Below are 18,141 nucleotides of genomic sequence, written 5' to 3'. Positions count from 1 at the left end.
GAGCGGAGACGTCCGCGCAAGCCTTCCAATTCCCGGGGATTTCCTGATGACCGACCAAGCCGAACCGGCCCTGGAGCTGATCTCCTTCTGCATCGGCGAGCAGGAGTTCTGCATCGACGTCAAGACCGTCCGCGAGATCCGCGGCTGGACCCCGGCGACCCCGATCCCGCATGCGCCGGGCTTCCTGAAGGGCGTCATCAACCTGCGCGGCGCGATCATGCCGGTCATCGACCTGCGCAACCGCCTGGGCCTGGGCGTCACCGTCCCGGAAACCCGCCACGTCATCGTCGTGGTCGAGTGCCACGACCGCCTGGCCGGCATCCTGGTGGACGCCGTGTCGGAAACCTTCACCATCACCCGCGACCACCTGCAGCCGGCCCCCGACATGGGCGCCGACGAACTGCGCTTCGTGCAGGCCATCCTGTCGGTCGACACCCGCCTGATCACCTATCTGCGCATGGACGACGTCTTCCCGCCGCAGGTCAGCCAGGCGGCCTGATCTCCTTCTCCCCTTGCGGGAGAAGGTGTCGCCGTAGGCGACGGATGAGGGGTCTCTCAGAAATCAAAAACGCCGCGAAAGCTGATCGGCTTTCGCGGCGTTTCTGTACGTGCAACCCCTCACCCGACCCCACTCCGTGGGGCCACCCTCTCCCGCAAGGGGAGAGGGATCAGGTGATCGCCGCCTGGGCCTTGAGCTTCACCACCATGTCCGACGACAGGTAGCCGTCGGCGGGCAGCTGGCGGCTCTGCTGCCAGGCGCGCAGGGCCTTGCGGGTGCCGGCGCCAATGACACCGTCGGCCGGACCGGGATCGAAGCCCAGGCGCGCCAGGGCGATCTGGGCGGCCATGCGGTCGGCCAGCGACAGCGGCTGCTCCACCGGCCAGGGCGCGACCAGCGGCCCGCCGCCGCCGAAGCGGTCGGCCAGCAGGCCGATGCCCAGGGCGTAGGAGGTGGAGTTGTTGTACTTGCGGATCGCGAAGTGGTTGGGCAGGGCCAGGAAGGCCGGACCGGCCGCGCCGGCGGGCAGGATCAGCCCGGCGGGCGATGCGGCGTCAGCGGCCGTCCAGGGCAGGCCGTCGGCCCTTTTGACGCCCTTGGCCTCCCACCACGACGGAACCTCGCGCGGGCCCTCGGCCAGGCTGTAGTCGAAGCCGGCCGGCAGGATCACTTCCTTGGCCCAACCCACGCCCGGCTTCCAGCCGCCCTTGGCCAGCAGATTGGCGGCCGAGGCCAGGCTGTCGGCGTCGCTGCCCCAGATGTCGCGGCGGCCGTCGCCGTCGAAGTCGACGGCGGTGGAGAGATAGCTGGACGGCAGGAACTGGGTCTGGCCCATCGCGCCCGCCCACGAGCCCTTCAGCTGGTCGCGGCGGTCCTCGCCCGAGGCGATGATCTTCAGCACCGCGATCAACTCGCCCTCGGCCCAGGCGCGGCGACGGCCGTCGGCGGCCAGGCTGGCCATCGAGCGGACGACGTCGAAGTCGCCCTGGATCTTGCCGAACGCCGATTCCATCGCCCAGACGGCCAGCAGGATGTCGCGCGGCACGCCGTAGCGGCTCTCGACGGTCGGCAGGAAAGGCAGGCTGTCGCGCTTGGCGCGGCCCACGGCCACGCGATCGTCGCTGATCACGCCCTTGATATAGTCGCCGACCGGCTTGGAGAACTCCGGCTGGCGGCCGTCCAGCGAGATGACACGCGGGTTCGGCGTCAGGCCGTCCAGCTCGCGATCGACCACCGCCTGCGGCACGCCGGCGGCGACCGCGCGAGGCTTGAAGTCGGCCAGCCAGGCGTTGAAGGCGGCGACCTGGCCGCCGGTCTCGACCGCCGTGACGGCGCTCGGCTGGGTCGGGGCGGCGGGCGTCGAGACCGCCGGCGGCGGGGCGACCGGGGTCGACGGCGCCAGCGGCGCGTTGACGGTCGTGTCGGCGCAGCCGGCCAGCAGCAGAACGAGGAATACGCGTTTATCCATGCGGGCAGGCTACCGGGGTTCGTGCGAAAGCTTCAATCACAAGGACGCCAGGAGGCGGTGAGTTCCCTTTCAGGCATGGTCAAGCTGACTCCCGCCGTGCCAGGCTGACCCCATGAGGATCGTCGTCCCCACCCTGCTTTCGTGCGCCGTCCTGCTCGCCGCGGGCTCCGCGCTCGCGGGTGATCGGCTGGTTGTCGAGGGCCGCGCCTACGGCCCATCGCAGCGCATCACCGGCGTCTATTTCAGCAACTGGGAAAACAGCACCCTGACCGCCTGCCCGGCCAAGGGAGCGCCCTGCAATCCTCCCTCGACCGCCGAGCCGGAATGGCTGGAGTGCGCGCCCGACGCCTGCGCCGAGCTCGAACGACGGATCAAGGCCCTGGGTGGCGACCCGCAGGCCGGCGTGAGGGTGGTGGTGGCCTTCGAGGGCCGCCGCGCCGTCGAGCGCAAGCCCAAGGCCTACTTGCACGACACCGAAAGCCGGCTCTATGCCGAGCGCATCTTGAGCGTCGCGCCGCTGCGCCGCTGACCGCCCATCCAGGAGATCATCGCCGTGCATTTGCTGAAGGGCCGGATCAACCGCGCCACCTATTGGATCATCGTCGGCGTCGCCATCGCCGCGGCCCTGATCTCGGGCGTGGTGTTCAAGCGGCCGATGCCGGCCGCCCAGGTGGTGCTGCTGATCGCCGCCGTGCCGCGCCTGCACGACCTGGGACGCAGCGGCTGGTGGGCCGGCGGCTTCTTCATCGCCGAGACGGCCCTGATCTTCGGCGGCGGCTTCATCCTGTCGCCCCAGCCCTATCAGAGCGCCCTGGGCGTGGCCGTGCTGCTGGCGGGCCTGTTGATCGCGCTGGGCGCCCTGCCCGGCAAGGCCGCCGACAACCGCTTCGGCCCGCCCCCGCCCAAGGGCCTGTCGTTCAAGCCGGCCCTGGCGGGACCCAAGACGGAGGCCTGAGAGCCACAGCGCGCAAACGCCGCGCGGGAAAGGCCCCAGGTCGATTGACTCTCGCCCAGGTCTTGCCTATACGCACGCCCTCCGAAACATCCGGATGTTCCGGCGAGTCTCTTGGCGCGCCCGAACCTCTCCGCTGAAAACAGAGACGGTCATGAAGGTTCGCAGCTCGCTGAAGTCGCTGAAGGGTCGCCACCGCGACTGCAAGTTGGTGCGCCGCAAGGGCATCATCTACATCATCAACAAGACCGACCCGCGCTTCAAGGCCAAGCAGGGCTGATGACCCTGCCTGCGTCTCCCAGGGCCATGCTCTGGGACGTCGGCAATGTCATCGTGCGCTGGAACCCGCGCACGCTCTACGCGAAGATCTTCAAGGAACCGGCCGATCTCGACCGGTTCCTTTCGCATGTCGGGACCCTGGACTGGCACAGCGAAACCGACCGGGGCCTGACCTTTGGCGAGAACATCGCCCTGCGCGCCGCTCGGTTCCCCGAGCACGCCGAGCATCTGGCCGCCTGGTGGGACCGCTGGGACGAGATGTTCTCCGGCGCGATCCCCGAGACCGAGTCCCTGATCGAAGACCTGGCCGCCGCCGGCGTGCCGCAGTTCGCCCTGACCAACATGTCGAGCGAATCCTGGCCCGGCGTGCAGGCCATGAGCCCGGTCTTCCGCCACTTCCGCGACGCCGTCGTCTCGGCCGAGGAACGCGCCATCAAGCCCGAGCGCCGGATCTACGAGATCGCCCTGGAGCGCACCGGCCTGTCGCCCACGGATCTTCTTTTCGTGGACGACAGCGCGGCCAATATCGAGGCGGCGCGGGCGATGGGCTTCCACGTCCACCACTTCACCGACCCGGCCGCCCTGCGTCCGGCGATTCAAGCCCACGGCCTGCTCTGAATCGGCTTTCCCTCGGGCGCGTCCCGAACTAGTTTCCGCGCCTCCAGTTTCCAGCCCTTTTCGCGAGAGATCTCCATGGCCGACGACGCCATCCCGCACGCCGACGTTCTGAACTCCACCGCCCAGGGCCAGCTGAAGTCGATCATCGAGCGCGTCGAGCGCCTCGAGGTCGAGAAGGCCGAGATCATGGAACAGATCAAGGAAGTCTACCTCGAAGCCAAGGGCAACGGCTTCGACGTCAAGGTGCTCAAGAAGGTGGTCCGCCTGCGCAAGACCGACCGGGCCAAGCGCCAGGAAGAGGACGCCATCCTCGACCTCTACCTCTCGGCCATCGGCGAGATCTGATTTTGAAAAGGCCCTCTCCCCGGAGAGGGCCTTTTTGCTAGGCTGGCCTCATGCGCGCCAAGCCGCCCGATCCTCGCACCCAGGCCAAGAAGGCCGCGCTGAACGCGCTGAAGAAGGCCAAGCGGATGGCCGACAAGGGCGGGATCGAGCTCTCCGACTGGGAGGGCGAGTTTCTTGGCTCGGTCGCCCAGCGCATCGAGACCTACGGCCGGGCGTTCGGCGATCCCGAAAAGGGCGGCGCCGGCCAGGCCCTGTCGGTCAACCAGACCATCAAGCTCAAGGAAATCACCGCCAAGGCCAAGGGCGAGCGCAAGCCGATGCAGCGCGGCAAGGGCTTTTCCCGTCGCGGCCGCCAGCCCGAGCCCGAAGCGGCGGAAGAGGCCGAGGACTGAGCACGGGATGGAAACGCCGATCCACCACTACCCGATCGCGGTCTTCGAGGACCGCTATCAGGGAACCTACAGCCAGGGCCGCTGGCTGGCCGTCTCCCAGGCCGACACGCCGGTCGGCCGCATCAACCGCGCCGGCTGGATGCTCGACAACGGTCCGTTCGGCGACGACGTCGAGGCGATGGAATTCTGGAACGCCCCGCCCGCCTGGATCGCCGTGGGCGATACGCCCGAGCAAGCGATCGCGCGGCTGCTGAAAAGCTCGAAGCCGGACGCCGACGGCGCCTGACGCCCTTCGAGGCCGCTACGGAAACCCCTTACGAGGCTTCCTTCACGTCCACGTCGATGCCCTGCTCTCGGACCTTGCGGTAGAGCGTCGAGCGGCCGATGCCGAGGCGGCGGGCCACCTCGCTCATGTGGCCGGCATAGACCTCGATGGCGTGCTGGATGAGGTCGCGCTCGATCTCCTCCAGGGTTCGCAGGTGGCCATGGCCGTCGAGGATGCGCACCGGCGCCTCGCCGATCGGGCCGTCGATGAAGACGGCGGCGGCCTGGATCATCTCCGGCAGGGCCTCGGTGGGCGAGGCCTCCAGCGGCGGGGCCATGACGCCCGAAATGGCCGGGAAGTCGTAGGGCTGGAGGTAGGGCGCGTCGGCCAGGACGATGGCGCGATAGACCGCGTTCTCCAGCTGGCGCACGTTGCCGGGCCAGTCGAAGGCGCAGAGGATCTGCAGGGTCTCGGGCGAGGCCCCGACCACGCGCTTGCCTTCCTCGACATTGAAGCGGCGCACGAAGGCCTCGACCAGGGCCGGGATGTCCTCGCGACGCTCGCGCAAGCTGGGCGCCTCCACCGGGAAGACGTTCAGGCGGTAATAGAGGTCCTCGCGGAACAGCCCCTGCTTCACCGCGGCCGACAGGTCGCGATTGGTGGCCGAGACGATGCGGACGTCGACCTTGACCGAGCGCTTGGAGCCGATCGGGTCGATCTCGCCCTCTTGCAGCGCGCGCAGCAGCTTGACCTGGACGTCGAGCGGCAGTTCGCCGACCTCGTCGAGGAACAGGGTGCCGCCGTCGGCTTCCTTGAACTTGCCCGAGTGCTTGTCGGAGGCGCCGGTGAAGGAGCCCTTCTCGTGGCCGAACAGGATCGACTCGACGAGGTTTTCCGGGATGGCGCCGCAGTTGACGGCCACGAACGGCTTGCCGGCGCGATCCGACGAGCCGTGCACGGCGCGGGCGATCAGCTCCTTGCCGACGCCGCTCTCGCCGGTGATCAGCACCGGGATCGAGCTCTTGGCGGCCCGCTCGCCGATGCGCTTGACCATGGTCATGGCCGGCGAGGCGCCGATCAGGTCGGCGAAGGTGGTGCGGCCCGAGACGCGCTTGTTGAGGCGGTCGACCTCGCCCTTGAGGTCGCCCATCGAAAGGGCGTTGCGGATCGACACGGTGATCCGCTCAGGCGAAGCCGGCTTGATGAAGAAGTCGGTGGCGCCGGCCTGCATGGCTTTCACCACGGTGTCGACGCCGCCGCTGGCGGTCAGCACGATCACCGGCTGGGCGTAGCCCCGCGCGCGCATCTCCTTCAGCGCCTCCTGGCCCGGCAGGCCGGGCATGACGAGGTCGAGCAGGATCACGTCGGCGGGCGCCCCGGCCGCCAGATGGGCCATGGCCGCGTCGCCGCTTTCGGCGTGGGAGACGGCGAATCCTTCGCGCTCCAGCACCGCCTGGATCAGTCGACGTTGGGTCGGATCGTCGTCGACGACGAGCACCGTCTTGGTCATTGAAGGCCATCCACCAGAACCGGCCGCGCCCGACATGGAGCGAGGCTCTTGTTGGTTCAGAGTGGTACAGCACGGGGGTAAACACCGGCTTTCGGAGAGGTGTCGCAGACCTTAACAGCGAGCCTTAACAACGGTTTACGCTATTTGACCAAACCCGGTCCTCGCCCGTTGCGCGGGGCGGGAGAAAAGCGCTTCATCAAGCTCATGGTCGACGCCGAAACCCTTCGCGCCCTGGCCACGGCCCTGCCCGAGGTCGTGGAAGCCTCCAACGGCGAGCAGGTCGCCTACGAGGTGGCCGGCAAGGGCCTGGCCTGGGGCTATCTGGCCCGGCCCGCGCCCAAGGCCAGGCGCGTGCTGGTGCCCGGCGTCATCGCCGTGCGCTGCCTGATCGAGACCAAGCAGATGCTGATCGAGGCCGCCCCCGAGCGGTTCTTCGACGACTCCCACTATCTTGGCTATCCGGCGGTGCTGGTGCGGCTGGCGGCGATCGACGCGGACGAGCTGGCGGGCCTGCTGCGCACGGCCTGGACGCTCGTGGCGCCGAAGGGGTTGGTGAAGGCGCATTCCTGATCCTTCTCCCCTTGCGGGAGAAGGTGTCGGCGGTAGCCGACGGATGAGGGGTCTCTCAGACCTGAACCGCCTCGCTGGCTGACACGTTTCCGCAGCTGCCTCGTCCTTCAACCCCTCACCCGACCCGCTTCGCGGGCCACCCTCTCCCGCAAGGGGAGAGGGGATTTCCGCCCTTCCCGATTGCTTCATCCCCGCCAGACGCCATATCCCTTCCTGCCATGAACGCGCCCTTCAAGCCCGACGCCCTTCCCGAGTGGAACCTCGCCGACCTCTATGCCGGCCGCGAGGATCCGAGGATCGAGACCGACCTGGCCGCCGCCAAGGCCGCCAACGACGAACTGGCCTCGTTGGAGGGCATGTTCCTCGAAGCGCGGAGCGAGCCGGCGCGGCTGGGCAAGCTGCTGGATCGCGGGATCCGGCTCTATGAGGAGGCCGTCAACGGCCTGTGGAGCGTGGGCGCCTATGCGGGCCTGGCCGCCTCCACCGCCCGCGACGACCCGGCCTGGGCCAAGTTCGAGGCCGATCTTCGCGCCCGCTCCTCGCAGATCGCCGCCGACAGCCTGTTCTTCTCGCTGGAGCTGAACCAGCTGGAGGACGCCGAACTGAACGCGGCGCTGGACGTCCACGAGCCGGCCCGCCGCTGGACGCCGTGGCTGCGCCGCCTGCGCCTGTCGCGCCCGCACGAGCTGTCGGCCGAGCTGGAGCGCTACATCGTCGATCGCGGTCCTGCCGTGGCCAACTGGGTGCGGCTCTATGACGAGACCCTGGCCAAACTCAGCGCCAAGGTCGGCAAGGAACAACTGACCCTGCCCGAGGCGCTGAACCGGCTGTCGGACCCCGACGTGCGCCGCCGCAAGGCCGCCGCCGACGGCCTGGCCCACGCCCTGCACGAGCGCGCCTCCACCCAGGCCCTGGTGATGAACACCCTGGCCTTCGAAAAGCAGGTCGAGGACCGCTGGCGGCGCTATGACGACCCGGCCCACTCGCGCCACCTTGCCAACGAGGTCGACGCCGATGCGGTCGACGCCCTGGAAGCCGCCGTCGTCGAGGCCTATCCGCGCCTGTCGCACCGCTATTATGCGCTCAAGGCCAAGGCCATGGGCCGCAAGTCGCTCGACTACTGGGACCGCAACGCCCCGCTCGACGCCGCCCAGCCGCGCACCTACCCCTGGAACGAAGCCAGGGACGTGGTGCTGGAAAGCTTCCAGGCCCTGGCCCCGAAGTTCGCCGACACGGCGCAGACCTTCTTCACCCAGCCGTGGATCGACGCGCGACCCCGGGCCGGCAAGCAGTCGGGCGCCTATTCGCATCCGGTGACGGCCGACCGCCACCCCTACGTCTTCATGAACTACATGGGCGAGCGGCGCGACGTGCTGACCCTGGCGCACGAGCTGGGCCACGCCGTGCACCAGACCCTGTGCGCGCCGCTGGGCACCCTGCTGGCCGACACGCCCCTGACCCTGGCCGAGACCGCCTCGATCTTCGGCGAGGGCCTGGTGTTCGACCGCCTGCTGGCCGAGGCCACGCCCGCCGACCGCAAGGGCTTGCTGGCCGGCAAGATCGAGGACGGCCTCAACACCGTGGTCCGCCAGATCGCCTTCCACCGCTTCGAGCGCAGGTTCCAGGCCGCCCGCCAGGAGGGCGAGCTGTCGCCCGACCAGATCGGCGGCCTGTGGCTGGAGACCATGGCCGAGAGCCTGGGCCCGGCCGTCGTGCTGAACGAGGGCTACGAGCACTACTGGGCCTATGTCAGCCACTTCGTGCACGCGCCGTTCTACGTCTACGCCTATGCGTTCGGCGACTTGCTGGTGCGCGGCCTGATGGAAAAGCGCCGCGAGGATCCGGCGACCTTCGCGCCCCTGTACGAAGACCTGCTGGCCGCTGGCGGCACCCGCACCTATGTCGAGGCGCTGAAGCCGTTCGGCCTCAATCCGCGCGACAAGGCGTTCTGGGCGGCGGGCTGCAAGCAGCTGGAGCGGCTGGTGGACGAGTTCGAGGCGTTGGTGTGAGCAAGCAAAGCCGCTTCCTTCTCCCCTTGCGGGAGAAGGTGGCCGCCGCAGGCGGTCGGATGAGGGGTCGCGCCGCCGGCGCCGCTGCGTGCGAGCCGACAGGCCTATCGACCCCTCATCCGTCGCTTCGCGACACCTTCTCCCGCAAGGGGAGAAGGAGAGTTCATGTCTGACCCGGAACGCGACCGCCTCTCCGGCCGCCTGGCCCGCTTCGCCAAGGTCGGCGCAGGGCTCTCCGGCGCGGCCGTCAGCTACGGCGCCAACAGCCTGTTCGCCGGCGACGACGCCAGCGCCCGCAACGCCAAGGCGCTGAAGGCGGCGCTGGGTGGGCTGAAGGGTCCGCTGATGAAGGCGGCCCAGATGTTCGCCACGGTGCCGGACCTGCTGCCGCCGGAGTTCGCCAAGGAACTGGCCGAGCTGCAGACCAACGCCCCGGCCATGGGCTGGCCGTTCGTCCGTCGGCGGATGGCCGCCGAGCTTGGGCCTGACTGGGCGAGCAGGTTCACGAGCTTCGAGCACGAGGCCGCCGCGGCCGCCTCGCTGGGCCAGGTGCACCGCGCCACGGCGCCGGACGGCCGCGCCCTGGCGGTGAAGCTGCAATACCCCGACATGCAGAGCGCCGTCGAAAGCGACCTTGGCCAGCTGCGCGCCCTGATCGCCCTGCTCAAGCGGATGGACGGCTCGATCGACCCGACCGAGATGATCGAGGAGATCGGCGACCGCCTGCGCGAGGAGCTCGACTACGCGCGCGAGGCCAGGATGATGGCCGTCTATGGCGGCTTCTTCGCCGGCCGCGACGACATCCGCACGCCCCTGCCCGTCCCCGAGCTGTCGACCAGACGCCTGCTCAGCATGACCTGGCTCGACGGCCAGGGGCTGATGGCCTTCAAGACCGCGCCGCAGGAAACCCGCGACCGCATCGCCGCCCTGCTGTTCGAGGCCTGGTGGGGCCCGATGACCCACATCGGCGTCATCCATGGCGATCCGCACCTGGGCAACTACACCTTCGGCGGCGGCGAGGATGGGGCCGCGCACCTCAACCTGCTCGACTTCGGCTGCATCCGGGTGTTCCCGCCACGGTTCGTGGCCGGGGTGGTGCGGCTCTACCGCGCCCTCTCCGAGGACGACCGCGCCGGCCAGATGGAGGCCTATCGCAGCTGGGGCTTCGCCAACCTGACCGACGAGCTGGTCGATGTGCTGAACGTCTGGGCCAGGTTCATCTACGGCCCGCTGCTGGACGACCGGGTGCGCACGGTGGCCGACGACGTGCCGCCCGGCGAGTACGGCCGCCGCGAGGCCTTCAAGGTGCGCCAGGCGCTGAAGTCGGTCGGCGGCGTCGTCATCCCCCGCGAGTTCGTGTTCATGGACCGCGCCGCCATCGGCCTGGGCGCGGCCTTCCTGCACCTGGGCGCCCGCCACAACTGGCGCGCCCTGTTCGAGGCCTCGCTGGAGGGGTTCTCGGAAGAGGGGCTGGCGGAGCGGCAGAGCAAGGTGCTGGGGGCGGCTGGGATCGCTCCCTCCACATAACCCAACTCGCCTCCCTGGGCCTTGTGCCCAGGGCCCATCGTTCAGCCGCTCAGACCTTACGTTGATCGGCTCAGTTCTGAGCGGTCGCCGGCATGGATCCTCGCCACGAGGGCGAGGAAGGCAATGAAGATGAATCAGTGAAGGCGTAGAGAGACGTCATGACAACCCGCACCATCGCCCGCCTGCACGCGGCCTATCGCGACGACATCGGCGACCTTTCGACCCGTCGCCCCCTGCCCGGCCCGGCCATCGAGCAGTTGGACCCGTTCCTGTTCCTCAACCATCACGGCCCGCAGACCTACCGGCCCGGCAATCGCGGCCTGCCGTTCGGGCCGCATCCGCATCGCGGCTTCGAGACCGTGACCTTCATCCTCGAAGGCCAGCTGTCGCACCTGGACAGCGGCGGCCACGAGAGCGTCATCGACGCCGGTGGCGTGCAGTGGATGACGGCCGGCAGCGGCCTGGTGCACGCCGAACTGTCGCCGGAGAGCTTCAAGAAGAGCGGCGGGCCGCTGGAGATCCTGCAGCTGTGGGTCAACCTGCCCAGCCGCCTGAAGATGACCAAGCCGCACTATGTCGGCCTGCAGGCGCCGGATATCCCGAAGGTCCGCAAGGACGGCGCGACCATCGAGCTGATCTCGGGTGAGATCGACGGCGTGACGGGCCCGATCGAGTCCCTGACCGGCGTGGCCATGAGCGTCGTGCGGCTGGACGCGGGCGCGGCCCTGTCCCTGCCGATCCCGGCCGGGCGGGCGGTGTTCCTCTATGTGGTGCGCGGGTCGATCACCGTCGGCGATCGGACGGCGGGCGCGGCGAACCTCGTCGAACTGACCGACGGCGAGGGCCTGGACCTGGGCTCGGCCGACGGCGCGGTGCTGCTGCTCGGCCACGCCGACCCGATCCGCGAGCCGGTCGTCTCGCACGGGCCGTTCGTGATGACGACGCGCGAGGAAATCATCCAGGCGATCCAGGATTATCAGGCCGGGAAGTTCGGCGAGGTTCGGGCGTAGGGAAGACCCCCTCAGTCGCTCCGCGACAGCTCCCCCAGAGGGGGAGCATCTTCCTGGCGCGACGTCGCTAGATCCTCCCCCTCTGGGGGAGGTGGCCCGGAGGGCCGGAGGGGGACCGTTCAGCCGTCCTCAAAGGAAACTTGCTCACCGGTTCAAACGGCCGTTAGACTTCCCCCATGTCCGACGACCTGACCGAGGCCCAGAGCGCCGCCATCCCGCCCGGCTACGCCCAGCTGAACTGGACGCGCGGCTTTGGCCGACAGATCGGGCCGCTGTACGAGCGCGCCGACGGTCCGGGCGAGGCCACGCTGGGCTTCCGGGTCGAGGAGCACCACACCAACGGCCTGGGCAACTGCCACGGCGGCATGCTGATGAGCTTCGCCGACATGGCCTGGGGCCGGATCATCTCGCTGCAGAAGTCCTATTCGTGGGTCACAGTCCGGCTGATGACCGACTTTCTGTCCGGCGCGCAGCTGGGCGAATTCGTCGAGGGTCGGGGCGAGCTGCTGGCCGAAGAGGACCTGGTCTTCACCGTGCGCGGCCGCATCTGGACCGGCGAGCGCACCCTGATGACCGGCACGGGGATCTTCAAGGCGCTCTCCCCCCGCAAGCCCCGCCCCGGCGAAGTCGCCTTCCGCGAGGAGGGCTGAGCCATGGCCGACGACCACGCCCCCGCCTCGCTGCTGGCCCCGTTCCACGGCGCGCCGCCGCCCGCTCCCGCCTGGTTCGACGCGGCGATCGCCCACCAGCCCGAGCGCTCGACAATCGACGTCCTGGGAACGCCCATCGAGCTCCTGACCTGGGGCGAGGTCGGCAAGCCCGGCCTGCTGTTCTTGCACGGCAATGGCGCCCACGCCGACTGGTGGAGCTTCATCGCGCCTTCGTTCGCCAAGGACTGGCGGATCGCCGCCATCTCCTGGGCCGGCATGGGAAGCAGCGGCTGGCGCGAGGCCTACAGCGCCGAGACCTTCGCGGCCGAGGCCTTCGCCGCGGTCGAGGCCGCCCAGCTGGAGGCCGGCGGGGTGAAGCCGATCTTCGTCGGTCACTCGTTCGGCGGCTTTCCCACCCTCTATTGCGCCGCCCGCCATCCCGAACGGCTGCGCGGGGCGATCCTGGTCGACACCAGCATCCAGCCGCCGGAAAAGCGCTGGAAGGGCCCGCCGCCGCGCTCGGGCTTCGGGACCAAGGTCTATTCGACCCTGGAGGAGGCCCTGGCCCGCTTCCGCCTGGCTCCGCCCCAGCCCTGCGAGAACCTCTACATCGCCGACTACATCGCCCGCCGCTCGCTGAAGGAAGTCGACGGCGGCTGGACCTGGAAGTTCGATCCGGCGATCTGGCAGCGGTTTTCGATGCCGGACCTTGGCCAGCTGCTGACCGAAATCGCCTGCCCGGCGGCGTTGATGTGGGGTGAGCGCTCGGGCCTGATGCACGCCGAGACCCTGGACTACATGATCGCCCAGATGCCGGACGCGGTGCTGCGCCTGCCCGTGCCCGACGCCGACCACCACGTCATGCTCGACCAGCCGCTGGCCTTCGTGGCCGGACTGCGCGGTCTGCTGGCGGCCTGGGAATAATTATTGGAACGTCGTTCTGCGTCATGGCGCCGCCCCAGCTTGAGCCCCGGGCGGGCTTGATATACTTCGGCTGTGGAAAAAATTCAGGGAGAGGCTCCTCGATGGGCAACCAAGCGTCCGACTACCACCGCGGTGAAATGGACATCCACGAACAGGCCGCGACCTATGCGGCGTTCGGCAAGATGACCAAGTGGGGCTCGCTGGCGATCGCTGTCGCCCTGACCTTCTTTACCCTGCTCTTCTGCACCCCCGCGGGCTTCATCGGCGCGGCCGGAACGGCTGTCGTGCTGGCCGTTGTCGGAATCCTGGCCCTTCGCGAGAAAGCCGCCCCGGCTCACTGACACCGGTGGACATCGGCAATTTTTTGCGCCCGACACGCGGGTATTTCTCGACAAGAGGCAAGAACCTCCCCTAAAGAGCGGCTCAAGTTGCTGGAGCGGCGTTAGGCGAAAGTGTCAGCGGCATCAACGCTGAACGCCGCTCCAACTTTAGGATCCCGTGCCTGCGAGACCTCGCGGGCTCGGGGAGCGAACAACGCTCACGGGGGAGGTATGCCGATGGCCGTCATCGCCGTCACGAAAGAGACCCGCGCCAATGAGACGCGGGTCGCCGCGACGCCCGAGACCGTCAAGAAACTGACCGCCGCCGGCTTCTCGGTGGTGGTCGAGGCCGGAGCCGGAACGGCCGCCTCCTATCTCGACGCCGACTACGAAGCGGCCGGCGCCAAGCTGGCCAAGACCGCCAAGGACGCGATCAAGGACGCCGACGTCCTGTTCAAGGTCCGCGCGCCCGAGGCCGCCGAGATCGCGGCCCTGAAGAACGGCGTGATCGTCGCGGCCGCCCTCAATCCCTACCAGGACAAGGACACGCTGAACGCGCTTGCAAAAGCGGGCGCCAGCGCCATCGCCATGGAGTTCATCCCGCGCATCACGCGGGCCCAGGTGATGGACATGCTGTCCAGCCAGGCCAACCTCGCCGGCTATCGCGCCGTGATCGAAGGGGCCGAGGCCTACGGCAAGGCCCTGCCGATGATGATGACCGCCGCCGGCACCGTCGCCGCGGCCAAGGTGTTCATCATGGGTGTCGGCGTCGCCGGCCTGCAGGCCATCGCCACCGCCCGCCGCCTGGGCGCCGTGGTCACCGCCACCGACGTCCGCCCCGCCACCAAGGAGCAGGTCGAGTCGCTCGGCGCCAAGTTCCTCGCCGTCGAGGACGAGGAGTTCAAGAACGCCCAGACCGCCGGCGGCTACGCCAAGGAGATGTCGGCCGAGTACCAGGCCAAGCAGGCCGAGCTGGTCTCCAGCCACATCGCCAAGCAGGACATCGTCATCACCACCGCCCTGATCCCGGGCCGTCCGGCGCCGAAGCTGGTCAGCGCCGCCCAGGTGGCGTCGATGAAGGCCGGCTCGATCCTGGTCGACCTAGCCATCGAGCAGGGCGGCAACGTCGAAGGCGCCAAGCTGGACGAGACCGTGGTCACCGCCAACGGCGCCAAGATCCTCGGCCACGCCAACCTGCCCGGCCGCATCGCCGCCGACGCCTCGGCGCTCTATTCGCGCAACCTGTTCGCCCTGTCGGCCCTGTTCCTGACCAAGGAAGGCGCCTTCGCGCCCGACTTCGAGGACGAGATCCTCAAGGCGGCCGTGGTCACCCGCGGCGGCGAGATCGTCCACCCGAACCTGAAGACCGCCTAACCGGCATAGAAAGGGAGGCTCCCATGGAAGCTGTCGACCCCACCGTGTTCCGCCTGGCGATCTTCGTGCTCGCCATCTTCGTCGGCTACTACGTCGTCTGGAGCGTGACGCCCGCCCTGCACACCCCGCTGATGGCCGTGACCAACGCCATCTCGTCGGTGATCATCGTCGGCGCCCTGCTCGCCGCCGCCGCCCACGGCGGCGCGGGCGAGGCCGCTACCGGTTCGGTGTGGATCTCCAAGGGGGCTGGCGCGCTCGCCGCGGCCTTCGCGGCGGTCAACATCTTCGGCGGCTTCCTGGTCACCCAGCGGATGCTGGCCATGTACAAGAAGAAAGAAAAGAAGTGAGCGGCGAGAGCCACTTGGGGGAAATGACATCATGAACGCCAATCTCGCCGCCATCCTCTACATCGTCTCGGGCGTGCTGTTCATCCTGGCGCTGCGCGGGCTGTCCAGCCCGGTGACCAGCCAGACCGGCAACCGCAACGGCATGATCGGCATGGCCATCGCCGTGGCGACCACCCTGGCCACCCTGTGGACGCAAGGCGCGCTCGACATCGTGACCCTGGGCCTGATCCTCGGCGGCGTCGCCGTCGGCGGCGCGGTGGGCGCGATCATCGCCCGCAAGGTCGCCATGACCTCGATGCCGCAGCTGGTCGCCGCCTTCCACTCGCTGGTCGGCATGGCCGCCTGCCTGGTGGCCGTGGCCGCCATCTACACCCCGGCCGCCTACGGCATCGTCGGCGAGGACGGAGCGATCCACCTCAACAGCCTGATCGAGCTGTCGCTGGGCCTGGCCATCGGCGCCATCACCTTCACCGGCTCGGTCATCGCCTTCGCCAAGCTGAACGGCAACATGGGCGGCGCGCCGATCCTGCTGCCGGCCCGCCACCTGCTGAACATCGCGATCGCGGCCGCCATCGTCGCCCTGGTCGTGGTGCTGGTGATCAGCGGCGGCCAGGCCAAGTGGGCCTTCTGGGGCATCTTCGCGCTCAGCCTGCTGATCGGCGTCACCCTGATCATCCCGATCGGCGGGGCCGACATGCCGGTCGTGGTGTCGATGCTGAACAGCTATTCGGGCTGGGCCGCGGCGGCGCTGGGCTTCACGCTGGAAAACACCACCCTGATCATCACCGGCGCCCTGGTCGGTTCTTCGGGCGCGATCCTGTCCTACATCATGTGCAAGGGCATGAACCGCTCGTTCGTCTCGGTGATCCTGGGCGGCTTCGGCGCCGACGCCGCGGCCGCCGGCCCCGGCGGCAAGGTCGAGACCCGTCCGGTCAAGCAGGGCTCGGCCGACGACGCGGCCTTCATCATGAAGAACGCCAGCAAGGTGATCATCGTCCCGGGCTACGGCATGGCCGTCTCCCAGGCCCAGCACGCCCTGCGCGAAATGGCCGACAAGCTGAAGGAAGAGGGCGTGGAGGTGAAGTACGCCATCCACCCCGTCGCCGGCCGCATGCCGGGCCACATGAACGTGCTGCTGGCCGAGGCCAACGTCCCCTACGACGAGGTATTCGAGCTGGAGGACATCAACTCGGAGTTCTCGACGGCCGACGTGGCCTTCGTGATCGGCGCCAACGACGTGACCAACCCGGCCGCCAAGACCGACCCGACCAGCGCCATCTTCGGCATGCCGATCCTGGACGTCGAGAAGGCACGCACCGTCCTCTTCGTGAAGCGCGGCATGTCGTCGGGCTACGCCGGGGTCGAGAACGAGCTGTTCTTCAAGGACAACACGATGATGCTGTTCGCCGACGCCAAGAAGATGGTCGAAGGCATCGTGAAGGGGCTCTGAAGCCTTCTTCTCCCGCCAGAAACGCGAAAGCCCCGGTCGCAGGACCGGGGCTTTTTCGTTTGATCCTCCCCCTCTGGGGGAGGTGGTCCGCAGGACCGGAGGGGGTCCTCCAGCAAAGGCCCCGGTTCTACCGGGGCCTCCGCGGCGGATGGCTTTGCATGCGGGGCTCAGCGAGCGGCCACCGTCACCGGGGTCGCGCGGGCGGCCGAGGCCAGGGCCTGGCGCTGCTTGTCCGAGAGCTTGTCGTTGATCTCGTCGCGAACGTCGATCTTGCAGGCGCGCTGCGACATCAGGTCGAGACGCTCGTGGTTGGCGCGGGCGCGGCAGAAGCGCTTGGTGGCGTCGGCGGCGCGGCTCTCGAACTCGGCGGCGTCGGCCGGGTCGGCCAGGTTCAGGTCGCCGACGCGAACGGTGACCGGCGCGGCGTGGGCCGCCTGGGTCAGGCCGATCAGCGGCACGGCCGCCAGGGTCAGGGTCGCGATCGAGGTGAGGCTGATCATGAACTTGCGCATTGGAATTTTCCCTCTGTTCCCGGGCGCGTCCGCCGCGCCTCCATGGACAAAGGTGTACTGAACGATACTTGAAGAGTCCCGTTAAGTGTCGTTCATGACTCCGTATTCATAGTATTGACTGGATTTAATATTCTAAAATTCGTGTAATATTTGACAAATTCGCGACAGCCTCCAGCCAAGCTCTGATGAACACCACGGCTCAGCTGCCGCCTTTCCGCCCGATCAGGCGGGCAAAGAGCCGCGTTCACGATCGCGAAAGGCCAAGCCCCTAGAACCGCCCGGCCCGCGATCCTCGCACATGACCGATCCACGAGGTTCCGTTCTTGGCGCCAGACACCCAGGCCCCGCCCGCCCGCAATCTCGCCCTGCCGTTGACGCTGGGCTTCGCCGTCGTCGTGGCCGCCGCTTCCGTGCCGGCCGCCCGCGCCCTAGCCGACCTGCTGGCGCCCGCCCCCATCACCGCGCCCGTGATCCAGACCGCCGCCGAGCCCGCGCCGCCGGCCCCGCCGCCGCCCGCCTACGCCTTCGACGCGCCCCTGCCCGGCCGCGACATCGCCTCGCCCTTCGGCCTGCGCCAGCTGCCCTGGGAAGAAGGCGGCCGCCTGCATGAAGGCGTCGACATCGCCGCCCCGTCGGGCGCGGCGGTGAAGGTCGCCGCCGACGGCGTCGTCCTGCGCACCGGCGTCGACGCCGGCTACGGCCGCTTCGTCGAGGTCAGGCACAAGGACGGCTTCACGACGCTCTATGCGCACCTGGGCCGAAACCTCGGCATGAAGAAGGGCGTCTTCGTGCGCCGCGGCACGCCGATCGCCCTGGTAGGCGACAGCGGCCGCTCGACCGGCTCGCACCTGCATTTCGAGATCAGCCGCAAGGGCCGGCCGCTGAACCCGGCCCTGTTCATGGACAAGACCTTCGCCCAGGCCGACGATTTGCCGCTGAAGGCCGCCGCCCGCGTGCCGCGCAAGGTGCGCCTGGCCCAGGTGTCGCGCTGGCCCGAGGGCATGAAGGAAAAGGTCGCCGCCCGCCGGGCCGCGGCCAATGGCGGCGTCGGCGTCGCCTCGCGCGGCGAGGACGGCCGCGTGCGCGTTCGGATCCAGGTCGCCGACGGCTAGGGCGCGGG

General features: G+C 68.9%; 22 protein-coding genes and 1 pseudogene. 20 read left to right on the top strand and 3 right to left on the bottom strand.

Going from position 1 to position 18,141, the window contains the following annotated elements; genetic code table 11:
- The first annotated feature begins 43 nt into the window (after positions 1–43).
- Complete coding sequence (locus tag AC2YHT_RS22210) at positions 44–499, top strand: chemotaxis protein CheW (protein WP_199228406.1); 456 nt, start codon at positions 44–46, stop codon at positions 497–499.
- 169 nt (positions 500–668) lie between these two features.
- Here the strand turns inward: AC2YHT_RS22210 and AC2YHT_RS22205 are convergent, their stop codons facing one another.
- Positions 669–1,967 carry a lytic murein transglycosylase gene (locus tag AC2YHT_RS22205; protein ID WP_487292042.1) on the bottom strand — a complete coding sequence of 433 codons (1,299 nt, stop codon included), beginning with the start codon at positions 1,965–1,967 and terminating at the stop codon, positions 669–671.
- 112 nt (positions 1,968–2,079) lie between these two features.
- Between AC2YHT_RS22205 and AC2YHT_RS22200 the strand changes: the two genes are divergently transcribed.
- From AC2YHT_RS22200 to AC2YHT_RS22170, 7 genes are all read left to right on the top strand, one after another.
- A complete protein-coding gene (locus AC2YHT_RS22200; protein WP_487292041.1) occupies positions 2,080–2,496 on the top strand; it encodes a hypothetical protein in 417 nt (138 codons plus the stop codon).
- A 24-nt stretch (positions 2,497–2,520) separates the two neighbouring features.
- Positions 2,521–2,922, top strand: a complete 402-nt coding sequence (locus AC2YHT_RS22195) for a DUF805 domain-containing protein (RefSeq protein ID WP_487292040.1) — start codon at positions 2,521–2,523, stop codon at positions 2,920–2,922.
- A gap of 151 nt (positions 2,923–3,073) precedes the next feature.
- Positions 3,074–3,199 carry a type B 50S ribosomal protein L36 gene (ykgO, locus tag AC2YHT_RS22190; protein ID WP_110119424.1) on the top strand — a complete coding sequence of 42 codons (126 nt, stop codon included), beginning with the start codon at positions 3,074–3,076 and terminating at the stop codon, positions 3,197–3,199.
- Positions 3,199–3,816 carry an HAD family hydrolase gene (locus tag AC2YHT_RS22185; RefSeq protein WP_487292039.1) on the top strand — a complete coding sequence of 206 codons (618 nt, stop codon included), beginning with the start codon at positions 3,199–3,201 and terminating at the stop codon, positions 3,814–3,816. Before ykgO ends, AC2YHT_RS22185 begins: the two co-directional genes overlap by 1 nt.
- Before the next feature lie 75 nt (positions 3,817–3,891).
- Complete coding sequence (gene gapR, locus AC2YHT_RS22180) at positions 3,892–4,161, top strand: nucleoid-associated protein GapR (RefSeq protein WP_058348015.1); 270 nt, start codon at positions 3,892–3,894, stop codon at positions 4,159–4,161.
- 50 nt (positions 4,162–4,211) lie between these two features.
- The gene (locus tag AC2YHT_RS22175) at positions 4,212–4,553 is read left to right on the top strand and encodes a hypothetical protein (protein ID WP_487292038.1); all 342 of its coding nucleotides are present in this window, start codon (positions 4,212–4,214) and stop codon (positions 4,551–4,553) included.
- A 7-nt stretch (positions 4,554–4,560) separates the two neighbouring features.
- The gene (locus tag AC2YHT_RS22170) at positions 4,561–4,839 is read left to right on the top strand and encodes a hypothetical protein (protein WP_487292037.1); all 279 of its coding nucleotides are present in this window, start codon (positions 4,561–4,563) and stop codon (positions 4,837–4,839) included.
- Positions 4,840–4,867: 28 nt separating this feature from the next.
- On the opposite strand, the gene AC2YHT_RS22165 is transcribed toward AC2YHT_RS22170, so the two are convergent.
- Entirely contained in the window at positions 4,868–6,328 is a 1,461-nt protein-coding gene (locus AC2YHT_RS22165; RefSeq protein ID WP_487292036.1) for a sigma-54-dependent transcriptional regulator, read from the bottom strand.
- A 204-nt stretch (positions 6,329–6,532) separates the two neighbouring features.
- On the opposite strand from AC2YHT_RS22165, the gene AC2YHT_RS22160 reads away from it, so the two are divergent.
- The 11 genes and pseudogenes from AC2YHT_RS22160 (at position 6,533) to AC2YHT_RS22110 (ending at position 16,509) form a co-directional block, all read left to right on the top strand.
- A complete protein-coding gene (locus AC2YHT_RS22160) occupies positions 6,533–6,898 on the top strand; it encodes an MmcQ/YjbR family DNA-binding protein (protein ID WP_487292035.1) in 366 nt (121 codons plus the stop codon).
- Positions 6,895–7,073 (top strand): annotated as a pseudogene (locus AC2YHT_RS22155) (hypothetical protein); the annotation flags it as partial. The gene AC2YHT_RS22160 and the pseudogene AC2YHT_RS22155, both read left to right, overlap by 4 nt.
- Before the next feature lie 43 nt (positions 7,074–7,116).
- Positions 7,117–8,907, top strand: a complete 1,791-nt coding sequence (locus tag AC2YHT_RS22150) for a M3 family oligoendopeptidase (protein ID WP_487292034.1) — start codon at positions 7,117–7,119, stop codon at positions 8,905–8,907.
- Between the two features lie 165 nt (positions 8,908–9,072).
- Complete coding sequence (locus AC2YHT_RS22145; RefSeq protein ID WP_487292033.1) at positions 9,073–10,434, top strand: ABC1 kinase family protein; 1,362 nt, start codon at positions 9,073–9,075, stop codon at positions 10,432–10,434.
- A 158-nt stretch (positions 10,435–10,592) separates the two neighbouring features.
- On the top strand, positions 10,593–11,444 hold the full coding sequence (locus AC2YHT_RS22140) for a pirin family protein (RefSeq protein WP_487292032.1): 852 nt from the start codon (positions 10,593–10,595) through the stop codon (positions 11,442–11,444).
- Between the two features lie 176 nt (positions 11,445–11,620).
- Positions 11,621–12,094, top strand: coding sequence for a PaaI family thioesterase (locus AC2YHT_RS22135; protein WP_110121365.1), 474 nt, complete (start codon positions 11,621–11,623; stop codon positions 12,092–12,094).
- 3 nt (positions 12,095–12,097) lie between these two features.
- Positions 12,098–13,018, top strand: coding sequence for an alpha/beta fold hydrolase (locus AC2YHT_RS22130; protein WP_487292031.1), 921 nt, complete (start codon positions 12,098–12,100; stop codon positions 13,016–13,018).
- A gap of 101 nt (positions 13,019–13,119) precedes the next feature.
- Positions 13,120–13,359 (top strand): aa3-type cytochrome c oxidase subunit IV, encoded by a 240-nt coding sequence (locus AC2YHT_RS22125; RefSeq protein ID WP_487292030.1) that lies wholly within the window; start codon positions 13,120–13,122, stop codon positions 13,357–13,359.
- Positions 13,360–13,569: 210 nt separating this feature from the next.
- Complete coding sequence (locus tag AC2YHT_RS22120; protein ID WP_487292029.1) at positions 13,570–14,712, top strand: Re/Si-specific NAD(P)(+) transhydrogenase subunit alpha; 1,143 nt, start codon at positions 13,570–13,572, stop codon at positions 14,710–14,712.
- A gap of 23 nt (positions 14,713–14,735) precedes the next feature.
- On the top strand, positions 14,736–15,059 hold the full coding sequence (locus tag AC2YHT_RS22115; RefSeq protein WP_487292028.1) for a proton-translocating transhydrogenase family protein: 324 nt from the start codon (positions 14,736–14,738) through the stop codon (positions 15,057–15,059).
- Positions 15,060–15,090: 31 nt separating this feature from the next.
- A complete protein-coding gene (locus AC2YHT_RS22110) occupies positions 15,091–16,509 on the top strand; it encodes an NAD(P)(+) transhydrogenase (Re/Si-specific) subunit beta (protein WP_487292027.1) in 1,419 nt (472 codons plus the stop codon).
- A 167-nt stretch (positions 16,510–16,676) separates the two neighbouring features.
- Here AC2YHT_RS22110 and AC2YHT_RS22105 read toward each other — a convergent pair whose 3' ends face one another.
- Positions 16,677–17,021: a UrcA family protein gene (locus AC2YHT_RS22105; protein WP_487292026.1), complete on the bottom strand. Its 345-nt coding sequence runs from the start codon at positions 17,019–17,021 to the stop codon at positions 16,677–16,679.
- A 323-nt stretch (positions 17,022–17,344) separates the two neighbouring features.
- Here AC2YHT_RS22105 and AC2YHT_RS22100 point away from each other — a divergent pair, with 323 nt between their 5' ends.
- Positions 17,345–18,133 (top strand): M23 family metallopeptidase, encoded by a 789-nt coding sequence (locus tag AC2YHT_RS22100; protein WP_487292025.1) that lies wholly within the window; start codon positions 17,345–17,347, stop codon positions 18,131–18,133.
- The last annotated feature ends 8 nt before the right edge of the window (positions 18,134–18,141 follow it).

This window comes from Caulobacter sp. SRI_008 (genome assembly GCF_057586355.1).
The sequence above is the reverse complement of the archived record's forward strand: the minus strand, read 5'-3'. Positions and strand labels throughout refer to the sequence as shown.